The sequence below is a fragment of the Bacillus sp. FSL L8-0199 genome, from assembly GCF_038005705.1.
Classification (GTDB): domain Bacteria; phylum Bacillota; class Bacilli; order Bacillales; family Bacillaceae_G; genus Bacillus_A; species Bacillus_A cereus.
Map to the genome: position 1 here is coordinate 132,735 of NZ_JBBOTS010000002.1, position 19,176 is coordinate 151,910.

Sequence of the window (19,176 nt, forward strand, 5' to 3'; positions counted from 1 at the left end):
GCAGTGAGAAATTTGGTTTAAGTGATAGGTTTTCAAATTTTTTTATTTAGACAAGCTGAAAAGCGCGTTTTACTTGATGAGGTTTTAGGGAAGAGCATTCGTTGCTGCGGTGTGAATGTTACGGATTCAAACATTATACAATCTAGTGATATATACGAATTGCTACAATATATGGGTAATCAAATGTCATTGGCTGATATAGTTGTGGAAGATGAACCCCGTAATGAAATTAAAGATGCTATTGCATTTCGTATATTAAAGAATCCAATGATTAGCTAACACAATCTGAATTTATTAAGAAAATGTGAAGAGATTTTAAAAGTATTGTTAGCACTAGAGATTAATAAGTAGCTTAACCGAGATACGAAGCATAGGTATCGTGTTGAACAAAATTTACTGTGTAAATTTATATGAGACGGTGAGAACGAGGTGGTATGAAGACGAATTATCACCAGCTTTTATTGCAACGGCACACATAAAAAAGCGTTCGCACTGTTCAAATTCGGAAAAACTAGATTTCTATATTTTTACCTATATTAAAAATACAACTGAATTAAAGCCATAAAAATTTCCTTTGATACTGTGAATAATATGTTTGTTTACGTTTATCTTGGCTAAAGAAGGTGATTCGAAGAGGTTGTGAATATATTCGTGGTAACGGCTCCCTTTATTTTTATTTATGAGGAATCGTGTTTTTTATAACAGATTTTACCATAAATATTAATTTTTTTGTGTTTAAATATATTTTTGTATAAAAGTATTGGAAGAAGGTGCTCCTTTTTAGGAATCTAGACATAGTATTAAATTTCTTTAAGGAGGCTTTTAGATTTATAAGTGAGATACGATATTCGTGATATTTAATTCTATTTCTCATAACTCATCTTAGTTAGATTTAGTGTCCTTTGGGATTATTGTGATAGTATAATTGGTTTAAATGAAACTAATAAGGGTAATTAGATTGTATAATTAACATCTTAGAGAAAGTGATTTTATTTATCAAACTTTGGATGAAAAATAGCAAGTTTTAAATTTAAAGTTAATCCATTCGGTAATCTTAGTATATAAAGAGTGGACATGAATAATCACTTAATAGAATTAATATATTATTTAGAAAGTCTAAATTTCGTTATAATATAGACTTGGAGGGGAATCAGGTTATGGAGAAAATACTAACTGCAATTATAGGATCAACAGTACTGAGCGCTGTAATTACAATGCTATACACTAAATTTTTTAATGAAAAGAATCATCAGGTAAAATACATCATTGAAGAACGACAAAAATGGAGAAATGAAATTAGAGATAAATTAGTCGATATTTGTACAACGAAAGATTTAGCTACTGTAGATAAATGTAGAACTTTTATTAGATTAAGGTTGAACCCTAATGATGTAGAGGACATCAAAATAATAAATTGTATGGACAATATATATGAATGCATGAAAGTTGGTAGTGAGGAAAATTATTTATCTTATCAAGAGCAGTTAAAATATTTAGGAAGTATTCTTTTAAAGCATGATTGGGAAAGGGTGAAAAGAGAAACAAAATTTAAGCGGGTATCACAATTTAAATTAGTAGGGATAATTATAATTTTCTCCTTTTTATCCCAAAAAGACTATAATTTAATACATCCTTTAGTGGAAAATACGTTGTTTCAAGCGCTGGAGAAATATTATCCAGTAATTGAAAAGGAGATGGTTGTTAGCACGGTTAGTTTATTAGTTAATTTAATAATAAGTTATGTAATGATAAACGGCATTTATAGGTTAATATTGTTGATTGCAATGAAATGTGTCAAAAGAGGACAAGAAGGTGGGGCGCCCAGTGTATGGCATCCGATTTGTTTGTGGGTTAGTAAGAAGAATAATTTTCGAATGACCAAAGAGAATTCTAGTCAATCAGAGTAGCTTTAAGTAAGAATGAAAAAACAAACGTAGTTAATATTATTGTGGAGCGTAAAGTCCAAATTGCACGTTATGTTGCTGATAATTGGAATGCGGAACTTGTAGAAGAAAATACAGAGTTGGAGGAATGTTTAAATAAACTAATAAATCATATAAAAAAGGCTAACAGGATAAAAATATGATTAATTTAAAATTCAGTAAGATTTTTTTTGGCTGATGAGCACCTTAACAATACGAAAGTTAGTACTTGTATTGTTAAGGTGCTTTCTTGAATTTTTATTCAAAATTACTATATTAATATGTATATTATTTTCTTATTCATTTTTAAAACACAAGATAGACCCTTCGAACTGCTTTTTTCAATAGATGCAAAGGTATGTCTGTATTGCAATAGACAATACATTACGACGTACAATGTAGGGAAAGATTTACGTTCCACAAGTGACTTATATCATTTTTATCCTAAAAGTACTTTCCAATTATATTCGTGAGCGATATTAAATTGTATACCAGCGTGTACTATTTGTAATAGTAGGTTTAAAAAGGCTAAAAAATTAAAAATACAATATCCTTTTGAAGATGGCTTTGAGAAGAATGCCGTTTTTAATATTAAGCCGAAAAGGAAAGTGGATATAAATTCTTTAATTGGAAATACTGCTGATTTGGATTTGATAATAGAGGATGATAATAGTTATGTGGTGGATAATATGAAAATTGAGATGTTTCGCTTAGAAGAAATATATCAATCTCACAAGGGTTTTGTGCAAGAACTCTTATTTAAAAATAAGGTGGTCATCTCCCTGTCAAGTAGACAGTAATAAAAAGAGTATTATGCCACGGCCTTTTCCCGATATTCTATCGGGGAAAGGCCGTGAAGTTTTTCTTGGAATCTTTCTGTATTATAAAATTGAATATATTCTTGAATTGCTCGGTAGGCCATTTCATATGTTTTTGGGCACACTAAATACAACTTCTCTGTTTTTAAATGTGAGAAGAATGATTCGATACACGCATTATCAAAACAGTTTCCACGTCTAGAATGACTACCGACAAATCCTAATTTCTCTAACTGTTTTGCGTAGGATTTAGATGTATATTGAAACCCTTGATCTGAATGGAAAAGGGGCTTAGTAGTTAATGACTTCCCTTCTAATTGACGTAATGTAGTTAAAAACAAATCTAAATCATTTCTTGAAGATAGCTTCCAGGCAACAATTTCATTGTTGTATAAATCTAACACAGCCGACAAATAGGCAAATTGTTCTCCGATTCATACATAAGTAATATCTGTTACGAATTTTTGATTTTGCTTTTCAGCTTGAAACTCTCGATTCAAATGATTTTTAAATACCACAGATGTTTTTCTTCCATAAAACGGACGTTTTTTTCGAATGATAGATTGAATACCCAGCTCTCTCATAAGACGACGAACACGTTTATGATTCATTACCATTCCTTCTCGAGCCAAAGCACGAGTCATACGTTTATACCCATAGTAAGGGTGCTGACGATGAATAGATAAAATATGTTCTTTATGCCACATATCCCTTTTCTGACGTAAACGCTGCACGTTATGATATTTCCGCCATTTATAGTAGCCAGCCTTAGAAACTTCCGCGATTTGAAGCAACCATCGGAGTGGATAGGCTTGGCGTAATGAATCGATAAGAGAAAATCGTTCTTTCTTTAGGACCATTCCTTCCCGTGTAGATTTGGATTGCGCTTTTTTAAATACTCAACCTGTGCCTTCAAATAAGCATTTTCTTCTTCTAGACTATTAAAATTCTTTCGATTCCAGACACCACGTTGATCATCAAAGGACTCCCCTTGTTGCGCACGTTTTACCCACTCAATAATCTGGGCATCGCTCTTCACACCGAGTTGTTCACGAATTTCTCGCAATGATTTTCTCTCTTCTAATCGAAGACGAACTGCTTCTCGCTTTAGTTCTTCTGTATATTTTTGAAATGATTGTCCTTTTCTTGCCATAAAAAAATCCCCTCCAGATAAAACAGTATTGAGTCCATCATATCAGATGGACTCTTTTTTTACTGTCTACCTATAGGGGATAATACCAAGCTTTATCTCTTTTTATATGGTTTCTCTGGTAAGGAGAAACCATATAAAATAAATCTTTATCTAAATTAAAATTTGACATACTAGATGTATTTAAATAATTTTTTATCAAAGTATTATAATGTTTTTTAAAAAGCTCTTTGAGAATAAAAAAATAATATGGTCACTTAAATATTGTTACAGTAATTACTTTGCTATAGAAGGAATTAGAATAAGGAGTAAATCAACTAAATATAACTAAAGAAGACATTGATCTTAATATGATACAATAAAATCAAATGCACTTTGTATTTTTTTACATTTGTACGTTACAAAAAAATTTTAGGAAGGAAGAGGGATTTGAAAAAAATCCAATTAACTGATAAAAGTTTTTTGAAATGTAATACGATAGATTTTAATTTGTTTAATGAGGAAATGTCCATAATTAATGAATTAATTACTGGAATAAAAAAAAGAGAGAATTATTTAGTGTTTACCCCTAATGAAAAAATGTTTTTTTCATTATTATTACAAACATTATATAAAGAAGAAACTATTAATTTTAAGCACAACAAGCAGCCAGAAAAAAGGCTTGAAGTACTAATAATTACTAAGAAAAATAATATGAAAGAATTTTTTTTAAACTGCACAGTCAATAGTAATGAACTGTTTTTGTTATGTAATAGGCTGCATCATCATTTGGGCTTTTGTAATATTGATGATCCGTATTTTGCAAGGGTATATTGGAGACATTTATTATATAAATACTATAGTGGTGAGATTCCGAGTGAAGTCCCTTTACACTACATTTATCCAGTTGCGACAGGATACCATACACTGCAAACAATTTCTAGGGGAAATAGAAATTTACTTGGTAGAAAGGATAGTCAACCACCTACCTTTAATATTACAGACAATATTGATAAATTAAAGGATCGCAGTATTAAATATGATTATGTATTTGTTGATTGCTCACGAATCAAAAAAAACATTTCTAATTTCCCTACAGGTACCTTGTTTTTCTTTAACTCTCCTTTAGACGATCGCATTGTTTACTTACAACGTTATAATTTAAAACAATACCTGTTAGTAGGGGATATATTAAAATCTATAAATTATCAAGAATCATGTAATATTAAACAATTATCACAAGAAATGTTTAGAAAATCGAGTATTAATTCAGTAGAAATAGAATACGTTTCTAGTAATTTTGAACGTGAAATTGAAAGAGCTATACAGTTGTTAGATGTGTTAAAAAAACAAAGATTTTCAAAATACGATGTGCATGGAGTAGCAAAATTAATATATCTTTTTATTAGAATGCCTGTTAATGCAGCTTTATATGACCTTATTGCTAAGTTACAACCTTATGAAGAAACAATTAGAGATATAATGCAAGAGTTAAAAGAGAGTGATTACCGATACGAAAATGACAGTTTTGAACAAATTATAGAGATGCTTGAAGATATACTGTATAAGTGTAAACTGGATAGTGTATGTCCGAAATGGGAACAGTTAAAAGGTTATTTACTTAAGGAATATAGCTGTGGTAAGAGTATTTGTATAGTTTCTCCTAATAAGATAGCGCAATTGGCACTTAAAGAAATGTTATCAATATCTATAGGTGTTTCTTTAAGTGATATGGAAGATAATGGTATTTTTTTTGTGCTTGCAAATGATATTATTAATGAAATGAAGGTTATTACATGTGATAGCTTAGTTATCTATTCATCTTTAAATCTCAGTGATTTAAGCCTGTTATTAAAGTGTAATTATAAAAATGCGAGAGTATATTTATATAATATTGAAATAAACTTACTTATAAATAAATTGAAAACTGTAATAGATGTTGAAAATTACGCACTTAAACACTTTGAAATAAGACAGGGTAGTGTGGGAAATATATATATATATTTATTTAGTAGATTAAATCGATTTGTTAGACAAAAAAAAGTGAATCAGGATGAAACATTATCTAAGTTAATGGAGGAGGTTACCCAATCTGAAACGTACTTATTAAGGGAATTTCGGGAGTATAAGGGCAAGAAAGCAGTTACTGGTTTTTTAGTATATTTTAATGATAATAGCCTTGCATTTTTTACTAAAAACAGCCGAATACAGGTGCTTGATAAAAAGAACAAACGTGTTATACGCAAGCGATTTAAAGATTTATGTATAAAAGATGAAATCCTATTTATTGATAATGATGCCCGTAAAGATATATATAACATATTTATTCATTCAATTGAAAATATGGATATTAATAAAAAGTTATACATGCTTATTGAGCGGTGGAGAGAATTGTATGAAGAGAAATTTTTAGAATCTAGAATGACTGACGAGAAATTATATATGAAAATGAGAACAATAGGTTGGGAAAAAACTACTAAATCTATTTTGAGGAATTGGCGTACGGGATATAGTTATGGACCTAGAAATAAAGAAGACATTATCTTGTTAGGAAAGGCGCTAGAAATACCGGAATTTATAAATAATACGGACATTTACTATAACGCTATGTCAAAAGTGAGAGTTGAAAGAAGACGGGCTTCACGAATTCTTAACAAGATTATTTATTTTTCAAATAAAAAAATTGATCATGAAGAAATAGCAATGATTGAGAACTATAATTTATCTGTGGAGCAATTAAAGGAATCATTATTAATTAAAACAGTGAAAAATATAGAATTGAATAGAGGATATAGAATTAAGCCTATAGAAATGGGACTTATATTTGGATCTATGGAAAAGGAGTGAGAAAAATATGACTAATACTGAAAGAAATAAATACAAAATGGTTAGGGAAATTTTAATTAAAGACCTTAAAAGGGATTTAATCGGACCCGAACATAATAAAGAGGATATAATTTATGAACCTCCATCACAGGCTTATATTACGGGCATCCTATATCCATTAGAATCTGAAACACAGATATTTGAAGAAGAGCTTGAAAAAGTCTATTCAGTTGATAATTTAGATGAAGAATATGAGGGTACTGAGAATAATAATGTAAAAGAAGAGATAATTCTTCCTAAAACAAAAACATTTAAACAACAAAATTCAATGGGAGTAAAGTTTTATATAGAAAAAGATACTAATCATTTTCTTGTTAAAGGTGGATGGGGAAAATATACGTCATCTAAGAAATTCGATAATGAAAAACAGCGAGAAGTAACGATATGGACTAGAGACATTGTAAGTTTTGAGGAGCAAATATATATAAATGCTTTTGAAAATAAAATAGATTTAGAGATTTCTCGAAATGTTTTTTTAATAGTAAATAAAAAAGAAATTGAAGGTACAAACGCAGTATTAATCTCAGTCTTTTTAACAAATAAGACAGTTGATAAAAATAGTAATAATGCAATGTTTCAATGTCAATTAATTTTAGAACACACTGAAAGTCAACGGATTTTCTTATGTGAGAATGAAGCGAGGAAGGATACATATAATTTTAATGAATTTTTGTATAGGAATAAGCCGATATTCGCTAAAGGATTCGGATGTGCCGTTAGTTGGAATAATAATGATATAAAATATGCTGCACAAATTCGTTCGGAATTTATCCCTATTCATGAAGTAGAAAGTATGAGTACTGAATTGCCATTTGATAGACAATATGGAGAAATGCCAAATAGCTATTTTTCAATTAAGAAATTTGCTGAAGAGGTCCAAAGAGAAAAAGTTGTTGGAAAATTAAATAATTTAGCTAACCGTTATGAAAATTGGATTAATATGTTACCGTCTAAGGATGTGGAAGACAAACAATCCGCAAAGCATGTTGTAATGAATTGTAGTAGAGTAATAGAAAGAATTAGAACGGGTATTGAAATTCTAGAAAGTAATAATGAAGCTTTTTTAGCATTTAAGTTTATGAATGAAGTTATGCATACGCAAATAGCGATGAAAAATTATGCTAAAAATAGAACGTCAACGACATTAGAGAGCGAATTAACAAAGGATAGTCTCAATTGGCGTCCTTTTCAGTTGGCATTTATACTCCTTAACATTGAAGGCCTTGTTAATCCAGCTTCTAAAGATAGAGAACTGGTTGATTTACTATGGTTTCCAACAGGTGGTGGAAAAACTGAAGCCTATTTAGGAATTGCAGCATTTTTATTAGGTTATAGACGACTTATTGCTTCAACTACTGATTCTTATGAACGCGATGGTGGAGTTACAATTTTGTTACGATATACATTACGTTTGTTAACAACTCAGCAAAGAGATCGTTTGATGCGTATGATATGTGCAAGTGAATATATACGTCAGAAACAGTCTATATTTGGTAAATCAGAGTTTTCAGTAGGTTTCTGGGTGGGAGCACAGGTTACTGCTAATAGATTATCGGATTTAACTGAGGATTCAAAATTTAGAAGCAGTGATAGAGTAATTTATGAATATAATAAAATAAGAAAACAAATAATTGAGTGTCCATGTTGTGGAAATAAAGAATTGCACTATAAATTCCTACCAAATGAGGATACAAAATCTATAAAGATAGGTGTGCAGATTTATTGCAGAAATGAAGAATGTTTTTTTAAGAATAATCATATCCCTGTATATTTAATTGATGAAGAAATTTATAGAAAATTACCTTCAGTAGTGATATCAACTGTTGATAAGTTTGCTAGATTACCTTGGGAGGAAAAAACAGCATCTTTGTTTGGGAGAGTTAATAGACTGTGTGAAAAATGTGGTTTTATTTCTGAAGGGGAAAAGCACCAGCGTTTTCATAAAAATCCCAATGCAATGGTTCATCAAGTTAAACCTTTTTATCCCCCCGAACTTATTATACAAGATGAATTGCATTTGATAACTGGACCATTGGGAACTATTTATGGGGGATATGAAACTATAGTAGAGGAATTAAGTACAGTAAGTGTTGGAGGCAAAGTACTTAAACCTAAGTATATTGCAGCTACAGCAACGATAAAAAATGCAGCCAATCAAATAGAGAAAGTATTTGGGAGGAAAGTAACCCAACAATTTCCTCCATCGGGTTTAGATGTAGAAGATTCTTTCTTTGCAAAAGAAAGAAATCTTGATGAATTCCCATTCCGACTATATACAGGTATTTGTGTATCTGGAAATTCTATGAAAACAGTATTATTAAGGGTATATGCAGTTTTATTACAAACAACGGAGAATTTATTAGCGGACAAGGAACTCTCGCGGTATGTTGATCCTTATAGAACATTAGTTGGGTATTTTAATAGTGTTCGAGAATTAGGTGGAGCTGTTAGGTTATTAGATGATGACATTAAGAAAAGAATTCAGACTTTACAAAAAAAACACTCTTATGCAAAGCCAAGGTATATTAACCGTAAACCAGAGTTAACTTCACGTGTACAATCAAGCCAAATTCCAAGAGTATTAGAGCAATTGGAAAGAACTGTTGGAAATGAAGAATTAGATGTTGTATTAGCTACGAATATGATTTCAGTAGGTATGGATGTGGACAGATTAGGATTAATGGTAGTAACAGGACAACCTAAGCAAACATCTGAGTATATTCAGTCATCAAGTCGAGTAGGGAGAAGTAAACCAGGCTTAGTTGTTACGGTTTACAACCCATACCGTCCTCGTGATATGTCTCATTATCAAAATTTCAAGGGGTATCATCAACGTCTATATCATTTTGTTGAAGGGACAACAGCAACTCCTTATGCATCTAGGGCAAGAGATAGGGTTCTACATGCTATCGCCGTGGCTTTATTAAGACTTTCTAATATAGAATTAGCAAAAAATGAAGATGCGGGAAACATTAAAGATGTAGATTTAAGTTATCTTAAAGAAGTACTTATGAATCGGATAAGGATTGTAGAACCTCGCAATGTTGAAGAAAGTATGGTTGATTTGAATCAGTTTTTAGATCAATGGATTGAAAAGAGTACCTTGGAAAAAGATTTACAGTATTATTTTTATCCCAATAAGAAACAGGCGCGTATTGAAAGTAAAAATAGGATATTAGCTCGTTTTTCAGAGGATAAACAGTATGGAGGGAAGTCTACACTAGATTCAATGAGACAAGTTGAAGGAACATCTTCGTTGTATATTTATGAAGGGTGGAATCATGATGAAAAAGGAAGTTGGAGAAGTTAGACCTGGACAGCTTATCACAACATATGGACCAGGAGCAATTATAGATTCAGTAAATGATTCGCTTATGGTTTTAGATATAAAGTATTGGCAAAACTGTGACGAAAAAATATATGATAACAAGCTAGCTAAATTTTTAAAAAAGGATTATTTTAAAAAAATACCTGCCACCGGTTCTTATGATTTGCCATCTATACCTTTTCCAAATTATCATGTGTGTAGTAAATGTTTTCATTTATTTGATATAAGAGAAACCTTTAAAATGAGTACTTATTTAAGTAAGGGACCGAGTTGTCCTGATTGTTCGACGAAATCCTATCCAGCTCGTTTTGTTGTATCTTGTCAGGAAAATCATTTAGATGATTTTCCATGGAGATGGTGGGTACATAATAGGAAAGAAACAGAGTGTAGGGGCAAATTGTATTTAAAGAGTTCTGGTAAAAATTCTAGTTTGGAGTCTCTATATGTTCAATGTGAGTGTGGGGAACGTAAGACAATGAGAGGGGCTACACAAGAAAGTTATTTTGAGAGATTTAAGTGTACTGGTAATCACCCTCATAAATTAAATAAAAAATCACCTTGTGCTTCAGCTATTATTCCTCTGCAAAGAGGAGCTTCAAATGTTTATTTCCCTGCGTTGAGAAGTGCTATTGTAATTCCTGATAAAGGAGAAGAATTAAATGAGTTATTCATTTCTTTAAATGATGAAATTGAGCAGTTTAGAAAAGTATTGGGAAGTGCACTGGGAGATCAATGGTATATTAAGTATTATGAATTGAACCATTTGGAAAATAGAGGGTTTTCTAATGCAGGTGCTTTCTTGGAGAAATTTAAAAAGTATCAACAGAGAAAAAATCCCGATGAGGAAATGGAATATAATCAAATAAAACAAGCTGAATACCATACATTTACTAATTTTAAGGATAAAGTAAATTTAGGAGGGGTATTTCAAGCTGAGATAGAGAAGGTTCCTATAGATTTACAACCATACTTTAAAAAAATTATAAAAGCATATAGATTAAAAGAGATATTAGTACTATTGGGTTTTATGAGAAATGATAGTCCTGAACCAGATGTAAATGAACCCCAAAAAATTGTTTGGCTAGAATCAAATAGTAATGAAAATTGGCTGCCTGCTGTAGAAGTTCATGGTGAAGGCATTTTTCTCGAATTTAATAAAGAATCAATAGCAAGTTGGATAAAAAATAATCAAGTTTTATCTAATAGGTCTGATAAATTTTCAACTTTATATTCAAAATGGATAGAAAGTAAAGGCTGGGAATTGCGTGATAATAAGAATATAGTATATGTCATGTTGCATACATTTGCTCATTTATTAATTAAACAGTTGTCACTGCAATCAGGATATTCTTCTGTAGCCATTAAAGAAAGAATATATTGTGGTGAAGATATGGCTGGAATTCTTCTTTACACAGGAAGTACAGATCAAGAAGGGTCTTTAGGTGGTCTGGTAGAAATGGGTACTATTAAAAAATTACGTGAATTGATTTTAAAAGCTTTAGAGGATGCAACATTCTGTTCTAGTGATCCGTATTGTGCAAGTTTAGAACCATGCGAAGATAATCACTTAAATGGGTGTGCATGTTTTGCTTGCTCTATGGTTTCTGAGACATCTTGTGAAGTGGGAAATCGTTTATTAGATCGGTCATTAGTTGTAAAAACTATTGATAGTCAATTTGCTCCATTTTTTGAAGGGTTGATATAGAAATGGAGCAAATAAACATATCCCGTTTATATGTTTTAAAAAATGTACTTGAAAATGAATTGAAAAAACATGCTGATATGAATGTTGAAGAATATACAGAGCACCTCAAAATAAATGGCTATCAGCTTGATGTAAATTTAACAAATTCAAGTACATTATTAAATAAGCTTAGTAAAGAGCAGTTATTAGAACTGCTCTTACTATTTAAAATTTATGAGCAAGAACAAAGACAAGAGTCTGTGGAATTTGTTGCAACACTTCCAGCTAACATAGATAGCAGATTTAGAAAAACAATTAGTGTTGTACGTCAAATTATTCTCGGGGCTCAAAAAGAAATTTTAATCACAGGATATGCAATTTCTGAGTATTTTGATGAAATTTTTAGTGTTATAATAAATAAAAACTTATCTGGAGTAAATATTAAATTTTTTATTGATGATAATACTAAAAACTTGAGTTATATGGAAACTATTAAAAATCGTAAAGATTTGACTAATTTAGAGTTGTATAAATATCAAAAAAGTGAATCTTTATCTTCATTACATGCAAAAGTAATTGTTGTCGACAATCAAAAAGCTTTTGTATCATCGTCTAATCTCTCTTATAATGGTATGGTTAATAATGTAGAGATTGGAACAATTATTATAGGCGAAAAAGTGAGAGAGATAGATAATTTATTTAAACAACTAATTGCTAATAAATATTTTATCAAAATAGTTTAGAAATTGTAGAGGAGTACTGTAAATGATTGTAATTGATTTATTTTCTGGAGCAGGAGGGTTGAGTGAAGGATTTCATAAAGAAGGATTTAAAATTTTGGCCCATGTAGAGAAAGAAATGTGGGCGTGTGAAACGATAAAAACGCGCCTGTTTTACCATTTTTTGAAAGAACGTAATGATTTAGAATTATATTTTACCTATTTACGTGAATCTATTAATTATAGAAAAGTAAATGAGTATAGAGAGTTAGTATACAGCTATTATCCAGAATTGAAACATAAAATTGAGAGGGAGGTTCTCAATAAAAAATTTGGAAATCCTCAAAATGATTCAACTGCAACATCATCTAATCAAGTAATTGAATTAATAAGAGATTCTCTTCGTTATAACGATGTAACTGAAGTAGATCTTATTATTGGGGGCCCACCCTGCCAAGCTTATTCTTTAGTAGGACGTAGTAGGATGAAGGAAAACGCAGAAAAAGATTCACGGAATTATTTATTTCAGTATTATAAAAGAATAGTTCAAGAATTTAGCCCTAAAGCATTTATTTTTGAGAATGTTCCGGGGATTTTAACAGCTAAAAAGGGAAAAGTATACGAGGAAATTAAGAAAGCTTTTGATGAAATTGGATACACTGTATTATCTGGAATAGAAGATGATGATAAAAAAAATATCATAGACTTTGGGGAATTTGGAGTACCTCAAAGAAGAAAAAGGGTATTGCTGTTTGGTTTTCAAAAAAGTCTAGGATATACTTATCCCAATTTTTCGAAATATAAGTTTCCTTGGGAAAGTTCGATGAGTACTAGAAATGTAATTTCAGATTTACCCCGATTGAAGCCAAATGAAGGTCAAGATTTAGGAGTAATGAAATATAGTCAAACTGATAACAATCATAAGCTTTCTTGTTATGAAGAGACAATGAGAGAAGAGAGTATTGGAGTTTTAAACCATAAGGCTCGACCATTAAAAGAACGTGATGCAGAAATATATAGAATAGCAATAAAAAAAGCTAGCGTTGGTGAACAACTAAAGTATAATCATTTACCTAGTTATTTAAAAACACATAAAAATGATAAGGCCTTTTTGGATAGATTTAAAGTACATTGGTGGGATAGTCTGCCACATACTGTTGTGGCTCATATTTCAAAAGATGGACATTATAATATACATCCGGATATTGAACAATGTCGTTCCTTGACTGTAAGAGAAGCAGCGAGAATACAAGGATTTCCAGATAACTATAAATTCGAAGGACCTCGCACAGCGCAATATACGCAAGTGGGAAATGCTGTTCCACCAATAATGTCACAAGTAATTGCAAAAGCAGTAAAAGAGATATTGTCTAAATAATTTCTAAGTTTAATTACAAAGCGGTTTGGTTAGAGATTTTAATAAGATAATTAAATTTAATAAATGAAAATCCAGTTTTGATGTCGTGACCCCGAATAGTGGTACATAAAAAAACACCTTCTGAATTTGCATACTAAGTATGCAAATTCAATGGAGGTGTTTTTTTTTGTTTGAAAACGAGAGTTCATTATCCAGAAGAAATAAAGTGGAAAGTAAAAGAGATGAAAAAAGATGTTTATTCAAATCGTAAGATTATGGAGAGACTCGGAATTGAAAAATTTCCTAAATTAAGGCATGGATGAAATAGTATCGTACCGGTCAAACGTATCGTTTTCAACAACCTGTAGGAAAACAATATGCTTATGTAAAAGAATCAAAAGAGCTAAGCGAATTGGAACAACTACGGTTAGAAAATAAACATTTAAAAACAAAATTACTTGTATGGGGAAAGTATTTGTAAATCGAAAGGGGCTGAAACCAGAAACCGTGGTTACTTTATGGATAGATTTTTTTAAAAAAATAACAGTAAAAGAATTGTGTAACATATTAGAACTACAACGTTCCACATTTTATCGCTGGTTACAGTGGACGGAACGTTTTAGAGATGAGATAGAAGAGAAAATTAAGGGCGTCTGTCTTAGGCATAAATTAAGATATTGATAGAAAGAAAGGGGTGAACAAAGAAGGGGATTTTTAGAGTTAGCGCACGCGTATCGTGTGATATCAGATGTATTTAATATGGTGTTTATTAGATTTTTTCATATTTTAAATTATGTAATCTAGATATTACTCCATTAATGAAGTTAAAACAAAAAAGTGAATGGTTATTTAAACAAATGAATAGAAATTATGAAAATTGTTTTGTAGCTATTACAAGAACTAATGAAACACTTACATTAACTTTTGCTGAAAATTATAATGGTTGGTCAAAAACACCCTCAAGATTTTTGTATGAAATGGGAGTTTTAGATTAATATCATAATTGTTTGGGCTATAATTCAATGATTAGCAACTATATGTTTGTTAAGATTAGGCACTATAAATAGTTTTTTTATTCTATAGTCATTTCTGTATATAGTGCTGTAATTTTTATTTTTTATAGAAAAGCTTATTTTAATTTGCAGTTAATAGATTGTTGCGAATAGAATATAAATAAATACTATTGCGGTGCTAATGAAAATTAAGACTGATTTTGTGGGAAGTTGTTTAGATGAGCATATCACCATAGAGTTTGGATCCCCTAATTTACTTGCAAACTTTTATTTGTAGTGCGTATATAGGTAGGATAATGTACTATAAGTTTATTTGGTATAGAAAGTTGCTTTTTAGGGTCTATATAACATAAAGCAATAATAAAATTCATTCATTAAAATATTAATATGTTGTTATAAATAATAAAGCAAGATTGATTAAAGAAGTAATTTATCAAAATTAAAATTTAAAAATCCTAATAGTAAAAAGGTAGGTACGTATTAGACATAATTAATATGAACCTACCTTTTAATTTCTAATTAGGACGACTATTACAGTAGGAATTACCCTAATGTTTCAAAATTATAAAGCTTCCACAATTAATATTTCAATTACTTTATCCAGTTTTAGCCCTAACATTTCTTCTTTATCCTTTGACATACGTTTTTCATCTTTCCATTAATTCTTCTTATCCCCTTTATATTCCAATAAATATTATACATAGTATAAAACAAAGACCAGTTTATAAATGACTAAAACGTGTAACCATATACATATGCCATATGGTATTCCTTCTATTTCATTTTCTACTAGAGGTATACCAGGATTTTATGATTCACACTATTTATTATACAAAGGTACTTTGAATTAAAGGTATAATTGTAACTGGACAATCCTATAACCGATAAATAAAGTTCATAGGAGGATAATGCAAATTAAAGGAAGGATCGATTTTAATGTCTGAAGAACATAACCAATTACAAAAGGAATTACATAAAGCGTTATTAAAAGCAGTAAAAGATGCTAAAAGTATTGGATATACTCCTCATGTTTTTAATCAGATGCTAGCAACTGAAGGTGGATACTCTGTTGCAAAAAAACTAATTCATAAAACATCTACTGGGTTTGAAAAGTTATGGGAACTAAAGCGATTAGACTTATCAACTGAGGCAGTAATATTACAAAAAGAATTTAGACCTTTGTTTACTGAAGAAGAGCAGGAAATTGCTAAAACTAGATTAAGAGAATTTGGTTATGAAGTTGATGTCTTAAATATAGATTTACCAGAATTGAAACCTAGTGGTAGAATTAGAGAATTTAATAACTATGAAGACTCATTAAAGGCAAAAGTAATTTTTGAACATATTGTTAATGGTTTAACACATAGAGAGCTTGATGAGGCAGTTCTTGGGTTGGATAAAAACAGTAGCAAAGGATTTCAATCAATGGGTATTCTCCATTTTCTTGGGATTAAGGCGAATTATAAGGGTGTTTTTGAAGGTAAAGTATTAAAAGAAGTAATAGGTATATTAACAGAGCAAGAAAAAGGCTTTGAAGAACCAATACGATTACTATCACTTTTAGATGATAGTAGTTTAATAAATACAATTAATTCTGACTTAGAAGCTGAACAAATAGAAGATGGTCATGGAATAGAAGGTAATGTGAAATATTACTATGGAAAACGTTACGAAAGAGATCCTAAGAATAGAATATTAGCGATTAAAAAGCATGGAGCGAAATGTTATGCTTGTGGATTTAGTTTTGAAGAAGTCTATGGTGAGCGTGGTAAAGATTTTATTGAGGTTCATCATATTAAACCTTTAAGCACATTAGAGAAAGCAGTTGAGATAAATCCCGAAACTGATTTAGTTCCATTATGTGCTAACTGTCATCGAATGGTACATAGAAGAAAAGATGAAGTATTAAGAATAGAAGAGTTAAAAGAAATCATTGTTAAACATAGACAATAAAATTCATCTTTTTATGAGGCATATAGAAGCTGGTCAGAATTCTTAGAAAGCGTAAAACCATGCGGAGGTCGAATTCGTCTCCAAGGCCAATTTTTGAAAGAAGGTGACAAAGCAGTAGAAGAATAGAATGAGGCTAACAAAAATTCTAATAAAGTTAGGGAGGTAGAACAAGAGAGCCAACGTTAGCTTAAGATATCGAGAAACTAAATAAAAGAAGACATCTAAATTAGTTGGATGTCTTCTTTTAAATTTTTTCATAGTTTGTTACTCGTGTAATTCAAAAATATGGTTTTGAGGTGCATTCGACTAAATTAATGCTAATGATAAGAGTAATACAAAAGTTACTGGTGTAATATTAAAAGAAAATGGCATAGCAACTTTAAAATCTATACTAAAAGAGTTACATGATACGCCAATTTTATAATAAAGATTAGTTTATTTAATTAGTTAAGCGGCTATTAAGTTTAGTATTTTATAAGAGAAGTTAAAGAAAAGATGGGAAGAAAGGTGATTCTTAGCTGATGGAACCACTGGTGAAAAAGTAAGTCCTATTTTGAATGATAAATTTGTGTCATTTCCTATTCTAAGAGCTGATTCCGGTAATTTTTACAAAAATCTAATTAATTCCCCAACAGAAAGCTACTTGAAGGTGATGAAAGATTTGGGTATAAATTTGTACTCAGCGGCACATTTAGATCCAGATTTACAAAAATCTATATTGAAGGTACGACCAGAAAATAGGCATGGATCATTTGGATAAAGTGGGAATTCTCAAGGTATCTTACATAATCGAAATGTTGGAAAAGGGGATATTTTTCTCTTCTTTGGCTGGTTTAAAGAAGTAAGAAAAATAAACGATATATAGAAATGTTGTAAGAATGCCCCCGATATTCATGCTATTTTTGGATATTTACAGGTTGATAAAGTTTTAGATATAAGAGAGAGATTCTTTAGTTGGGATATGTCAATAGTAAACTATGCATTATTCTTTATATTAGTAGCAGGATAAATCATTAATTCTGTTTATATAATTATAACAAATTTCTCTTTTCGGTGATAAATTTACCTGGTATACTACAAAGAGCGAGCGTAAAGGAGGAAGAAGTATGAAGGTAATAGATCTATTTGCTGGAGCAGGAGGCTTATCGGAAGGATTTAGACAAGCTGGGTATGATGTTGTTGCTCATGTGGAAATGGACGAGAGTGCTTCTTTTACTTTGAGAACAAGAGAAGTATATTATTATTTAAAAGAGAAAAATAAGTTAGATTTGTATAAAGATTATTTATTAGGTAAGCTATCACGTGATGAATTATATTCTCAAATACCTCAAAAAATTATAGATAAAGTAGTTAATGCGGAAATATCTGATAAAACTATAGAGGGTGTTTTTAGCAAGGTGGACACATTAATTGAGGGTGAAAAAGTAAGGGTAATTATAGGTGGCCCACCCTGTCAAGCATATTCAGTAGCGGGTCGTTCTAGGGATCCAAATAAAATGAAGAATGATCCACGTAATTATTTATATAAACAATATATAAAATTTTTAATGAGGTATCAACCAGATCATTTTGTTTTTGAAAATGTTAAAGGGATATTATCAGCTGGTCAGGGAGAAATATTTAAAGCGATTCAAACTGAGATGAATGAAGCTGGATATCAAATTGATTATAGAATATTGAACGCTAAAGATTTTGGAGTTATACAATCAAGAGCTCGTGTGATACTAATTGGCTGGAAAACAGGATTAAACTATGAGTATCCAGAATTTGAGGGAGTGGATGAGAATGCAACCATCAAAGAATTATTTATGGATTTACCAAAAATACAAGCTGGAGAAAAGTTAGTACCAGGTAACACTTATGTATGTTCTGTTGATGGGAAGTACCTAGATAGAAAACAAATAAGGGATAGTGAATGGAATGTATTGACCCAGCACATTGCACGTCCAAATAATGAGCAAGACTTACATATTTATAGATTATGTGTTGAAGCGTGGAATGATAAAAAGGTTAAACTTAAATATAATGAGTTACCCGAAAAGTTAAGAAGTCATAGTAATACTAGTTCATTTTTAGACCGTTTTAATGTTATTCCATATGATAGTATTTCAAATACAATAGTTGCTCATATATCGAAAGATGGACATTATTATATACATCCAGATATTAAACAAAATCGTTCGTTAAGTGTAAGAGAAGCCGCGAGAATTCAATCATTCCCTGATAATTACTACTTTGAAAATTCACGAACCGCAGCTTTTAGACAAATAGGAAATGCGGTTCCACCTTTAATGGCGGCATGCATAGCTGAAAAAATAAAAGAAGCCCTATAAGTTGGCTTCTTTTATTTGAGTATTTTTAAGAAAT

At 30.7% G+C, this 19,176-nt stretch carries 8 protein-coding genes and 4 pseudogenes; 11 read left to right on the forward strand and 1 reads right to left on the reverse strand.

Translation table 11 applies throughout. The features are described 5' to 3' along the window. Nucleotides 1-14: 14 nt before the first annotated feature. Both NST86_RS28805 and NST86_RS28810 read left to right on the forward strand, forming a co-directional pair. Nucleotides 15-305, forward strand: a pseudogene (locus tag NST86_RS28805) (phage portal protein); the annotation flags it as partial. Between the two features lie 852 nt (nucleotides 306-1,157). Continuing rightward, nucleotides 1,158-1,907: a hypothetical protein gene (locus NST86_RS28810; protein ID WP_061663560.1), complete on the forward strand. Its 750-nt coding sequence runs from the start codon at nucleotides 1,158-1,160 to the stop codon at nucleotides 1,905-1,907. An 826-nt stretch (nucleotides 1,908-2,733) separates the two neighbouring features. Here NST86_RS28810 and NST86_RS28815 read toward each other — a convergent pair. Continuing rightward, a pseudogene (locus NST86_RS28815) lies at nucleotides 2,734-3,893 on the reverse strand (IS3-like element ISBth8 family transposase). A gap of 426 nt (nucleotides 3,894-4,319) precedes the next feature. On the opposite strand from NST86_RS28815, the gene drmE reads away from it, so the two are divergent. The 9 genes and pseudogenes from drmE to NST86_RS28860 all read left to right on the forward strand — a co-directional run bounded on the left by drmE (nucleotide 4,320) and on the right by NST86_RS28860 (nucleotide 19,142). After that, complete coding sequence (drmE, locus tag NST86_RS28820) at nucleotides 4,320-6,716, forward strand: DISARM system-associated protein DrmE (RefSeq protein WP_061664694.1); 2,397 nt, start codon at nucleotides 4,320-4,322, stop codon at nucleotides 6,714-6,716. 7 nt (nucleotides 6,717-6,723) lie between these two features. After that, nucleotides 6,724-10,065 (forward strand): DISARM system helicase DrmA, encoded by a 3,342-nt coding sequence (gene drmA / locus NST86_RS28825; RefSeq protein WP_061664695.1) that lies wholly within the window; start codon nucleotides 6,724-6,726, stop codon nucleotides 10,063-10,065. After that, nucleotides 10,040-11,788 carry a DUF1998 domain-containing protein gene (drmB, locus tag NST86_RS28830; RefSeq protein ID WP_061664697.1) on the forward strand — a complete coding sequence of 583 codons (1,749 nt, stop codon included), beginning with the start codon at nucleotides 10,040-10,042 and terminating at the stop codon, nucleotides 11,786-11,788. Before drmA ends, drmB begins: the two co-directional genes overlap by 26 nt. A 2-nt stretch (nucleotides 11,789-11,790) precedes the next feature. Next, nucleotides 11,791-12,510, forward strand: a complete 720-nt coding sequence (locus NST86_RS28835; RefSeq protein ID WP_061664699.1) for a phospholipase D-like domain-containing protein — start codon at nucleotides 11,791-11,793, stop codon at nucleotides 12,508-12,510. 22 nt (nucleotides 12,511-12,532) lie between these two features. Next, nucleotides 12,533-13,864 (forward strand): DNA cytosine methyltransferase, encoded by a 1,332-nt coding sequence (locus tag NST86_RS28840; protein WP_061664700.1) that lies wholly within the window; start codon nucleotides 12,533-12,535, stop codon nucleotides 13,862-13,864. 170 nt (nucleotides 13,865-14,034) lie between these two features. Beyond that, nucleotides 14,035-14,521 (forward strand): annotated as a pseudogene (locus tag NST86_RS28845) (IS3-like element ISBt2 family transposase); the annotation flags it as partial. Nucleotides 14,522-15,792: 1,271 nt separating this feature from the next. Next, nucleotides 15,793-16,809 (forward strand): HNH endonuclease, encoded by a 1,017-nt coding sequence (locus NST86_RS28850; RefSeq protein WP_061664702.1) that lies wholly within the window; start codon nucleotides 15,793-15,795, stop codon nucleotides 16,807-16,809. Between the two features lie 529 nt (nucleotides 16,810-17,338). After that, nucleotides 17,339-17,674: pseudogene (locus NST86_RS28855) on the forward strand (Nmad3 family putative nucleotide modification protein); the annotation flags it as partial. Nucleotides 17,675-17,915: 241 nt separating this feature from the next. Further along, a complete protein-coding gene (locus NST86_RS28860) occupies nucleotides 17,916-19,142 on the forward strand; it encodes a DNA cytosine methyltransferase (protein WP_061664704.1) in 1,227 nt (408 codons plus the stop codon). Nucleotides 19,143-19,176 lie beyond the last annotated feature (34 nt).

Coding starts and splice junctions, on each gene's coding strand:
- NST86_RS28840 (WP_061664700.1), top strand. CDS start 12,533: ATGATTGTAATTGATTTATTTTCTGGAGCAGGAGGGTTGAGTGAAGGA.
- drmA (WP_061664695.1), top strand. CDS start 6,724: ATGACTAATACTGAAAGAAATAAATACAAAATGGTTAGGGAAATTTTA.
- NST86_RS28850 (WP_061664702.1), top strand. CDS start 15,793: ATGTCTGAAGAACATAACCAATTACAAAAGGAATTACATAAAGCGTTA.
- NST86_RS28860 (WP_061664704.1), top strand. CDS start 17,916: ATGAAGGTAATAGATCTATTTGCTGGAGCAGGAGGCTTATCGGAAGGA.
- NST86_RS28810 (WP_061663560.1), top strand. CDS start 1,158: ATGGAGAAAATACTAACTGCAATTATAGGATCAACAGTACTGAGCGCT.
- drmB (WP_061664697.1), top strand. CDS start 10,040: ATGAAAAAGGAAGTTGGAGAAGTTAGACCTGGACAGCTTATCACAACA.
- NST86_RS28835 (WP_061664699.1), top strand. CDS start 11,791: ATGGAGCAAATAAACATATCCCGTTTATATGTTTTAAAAAATGTACTT.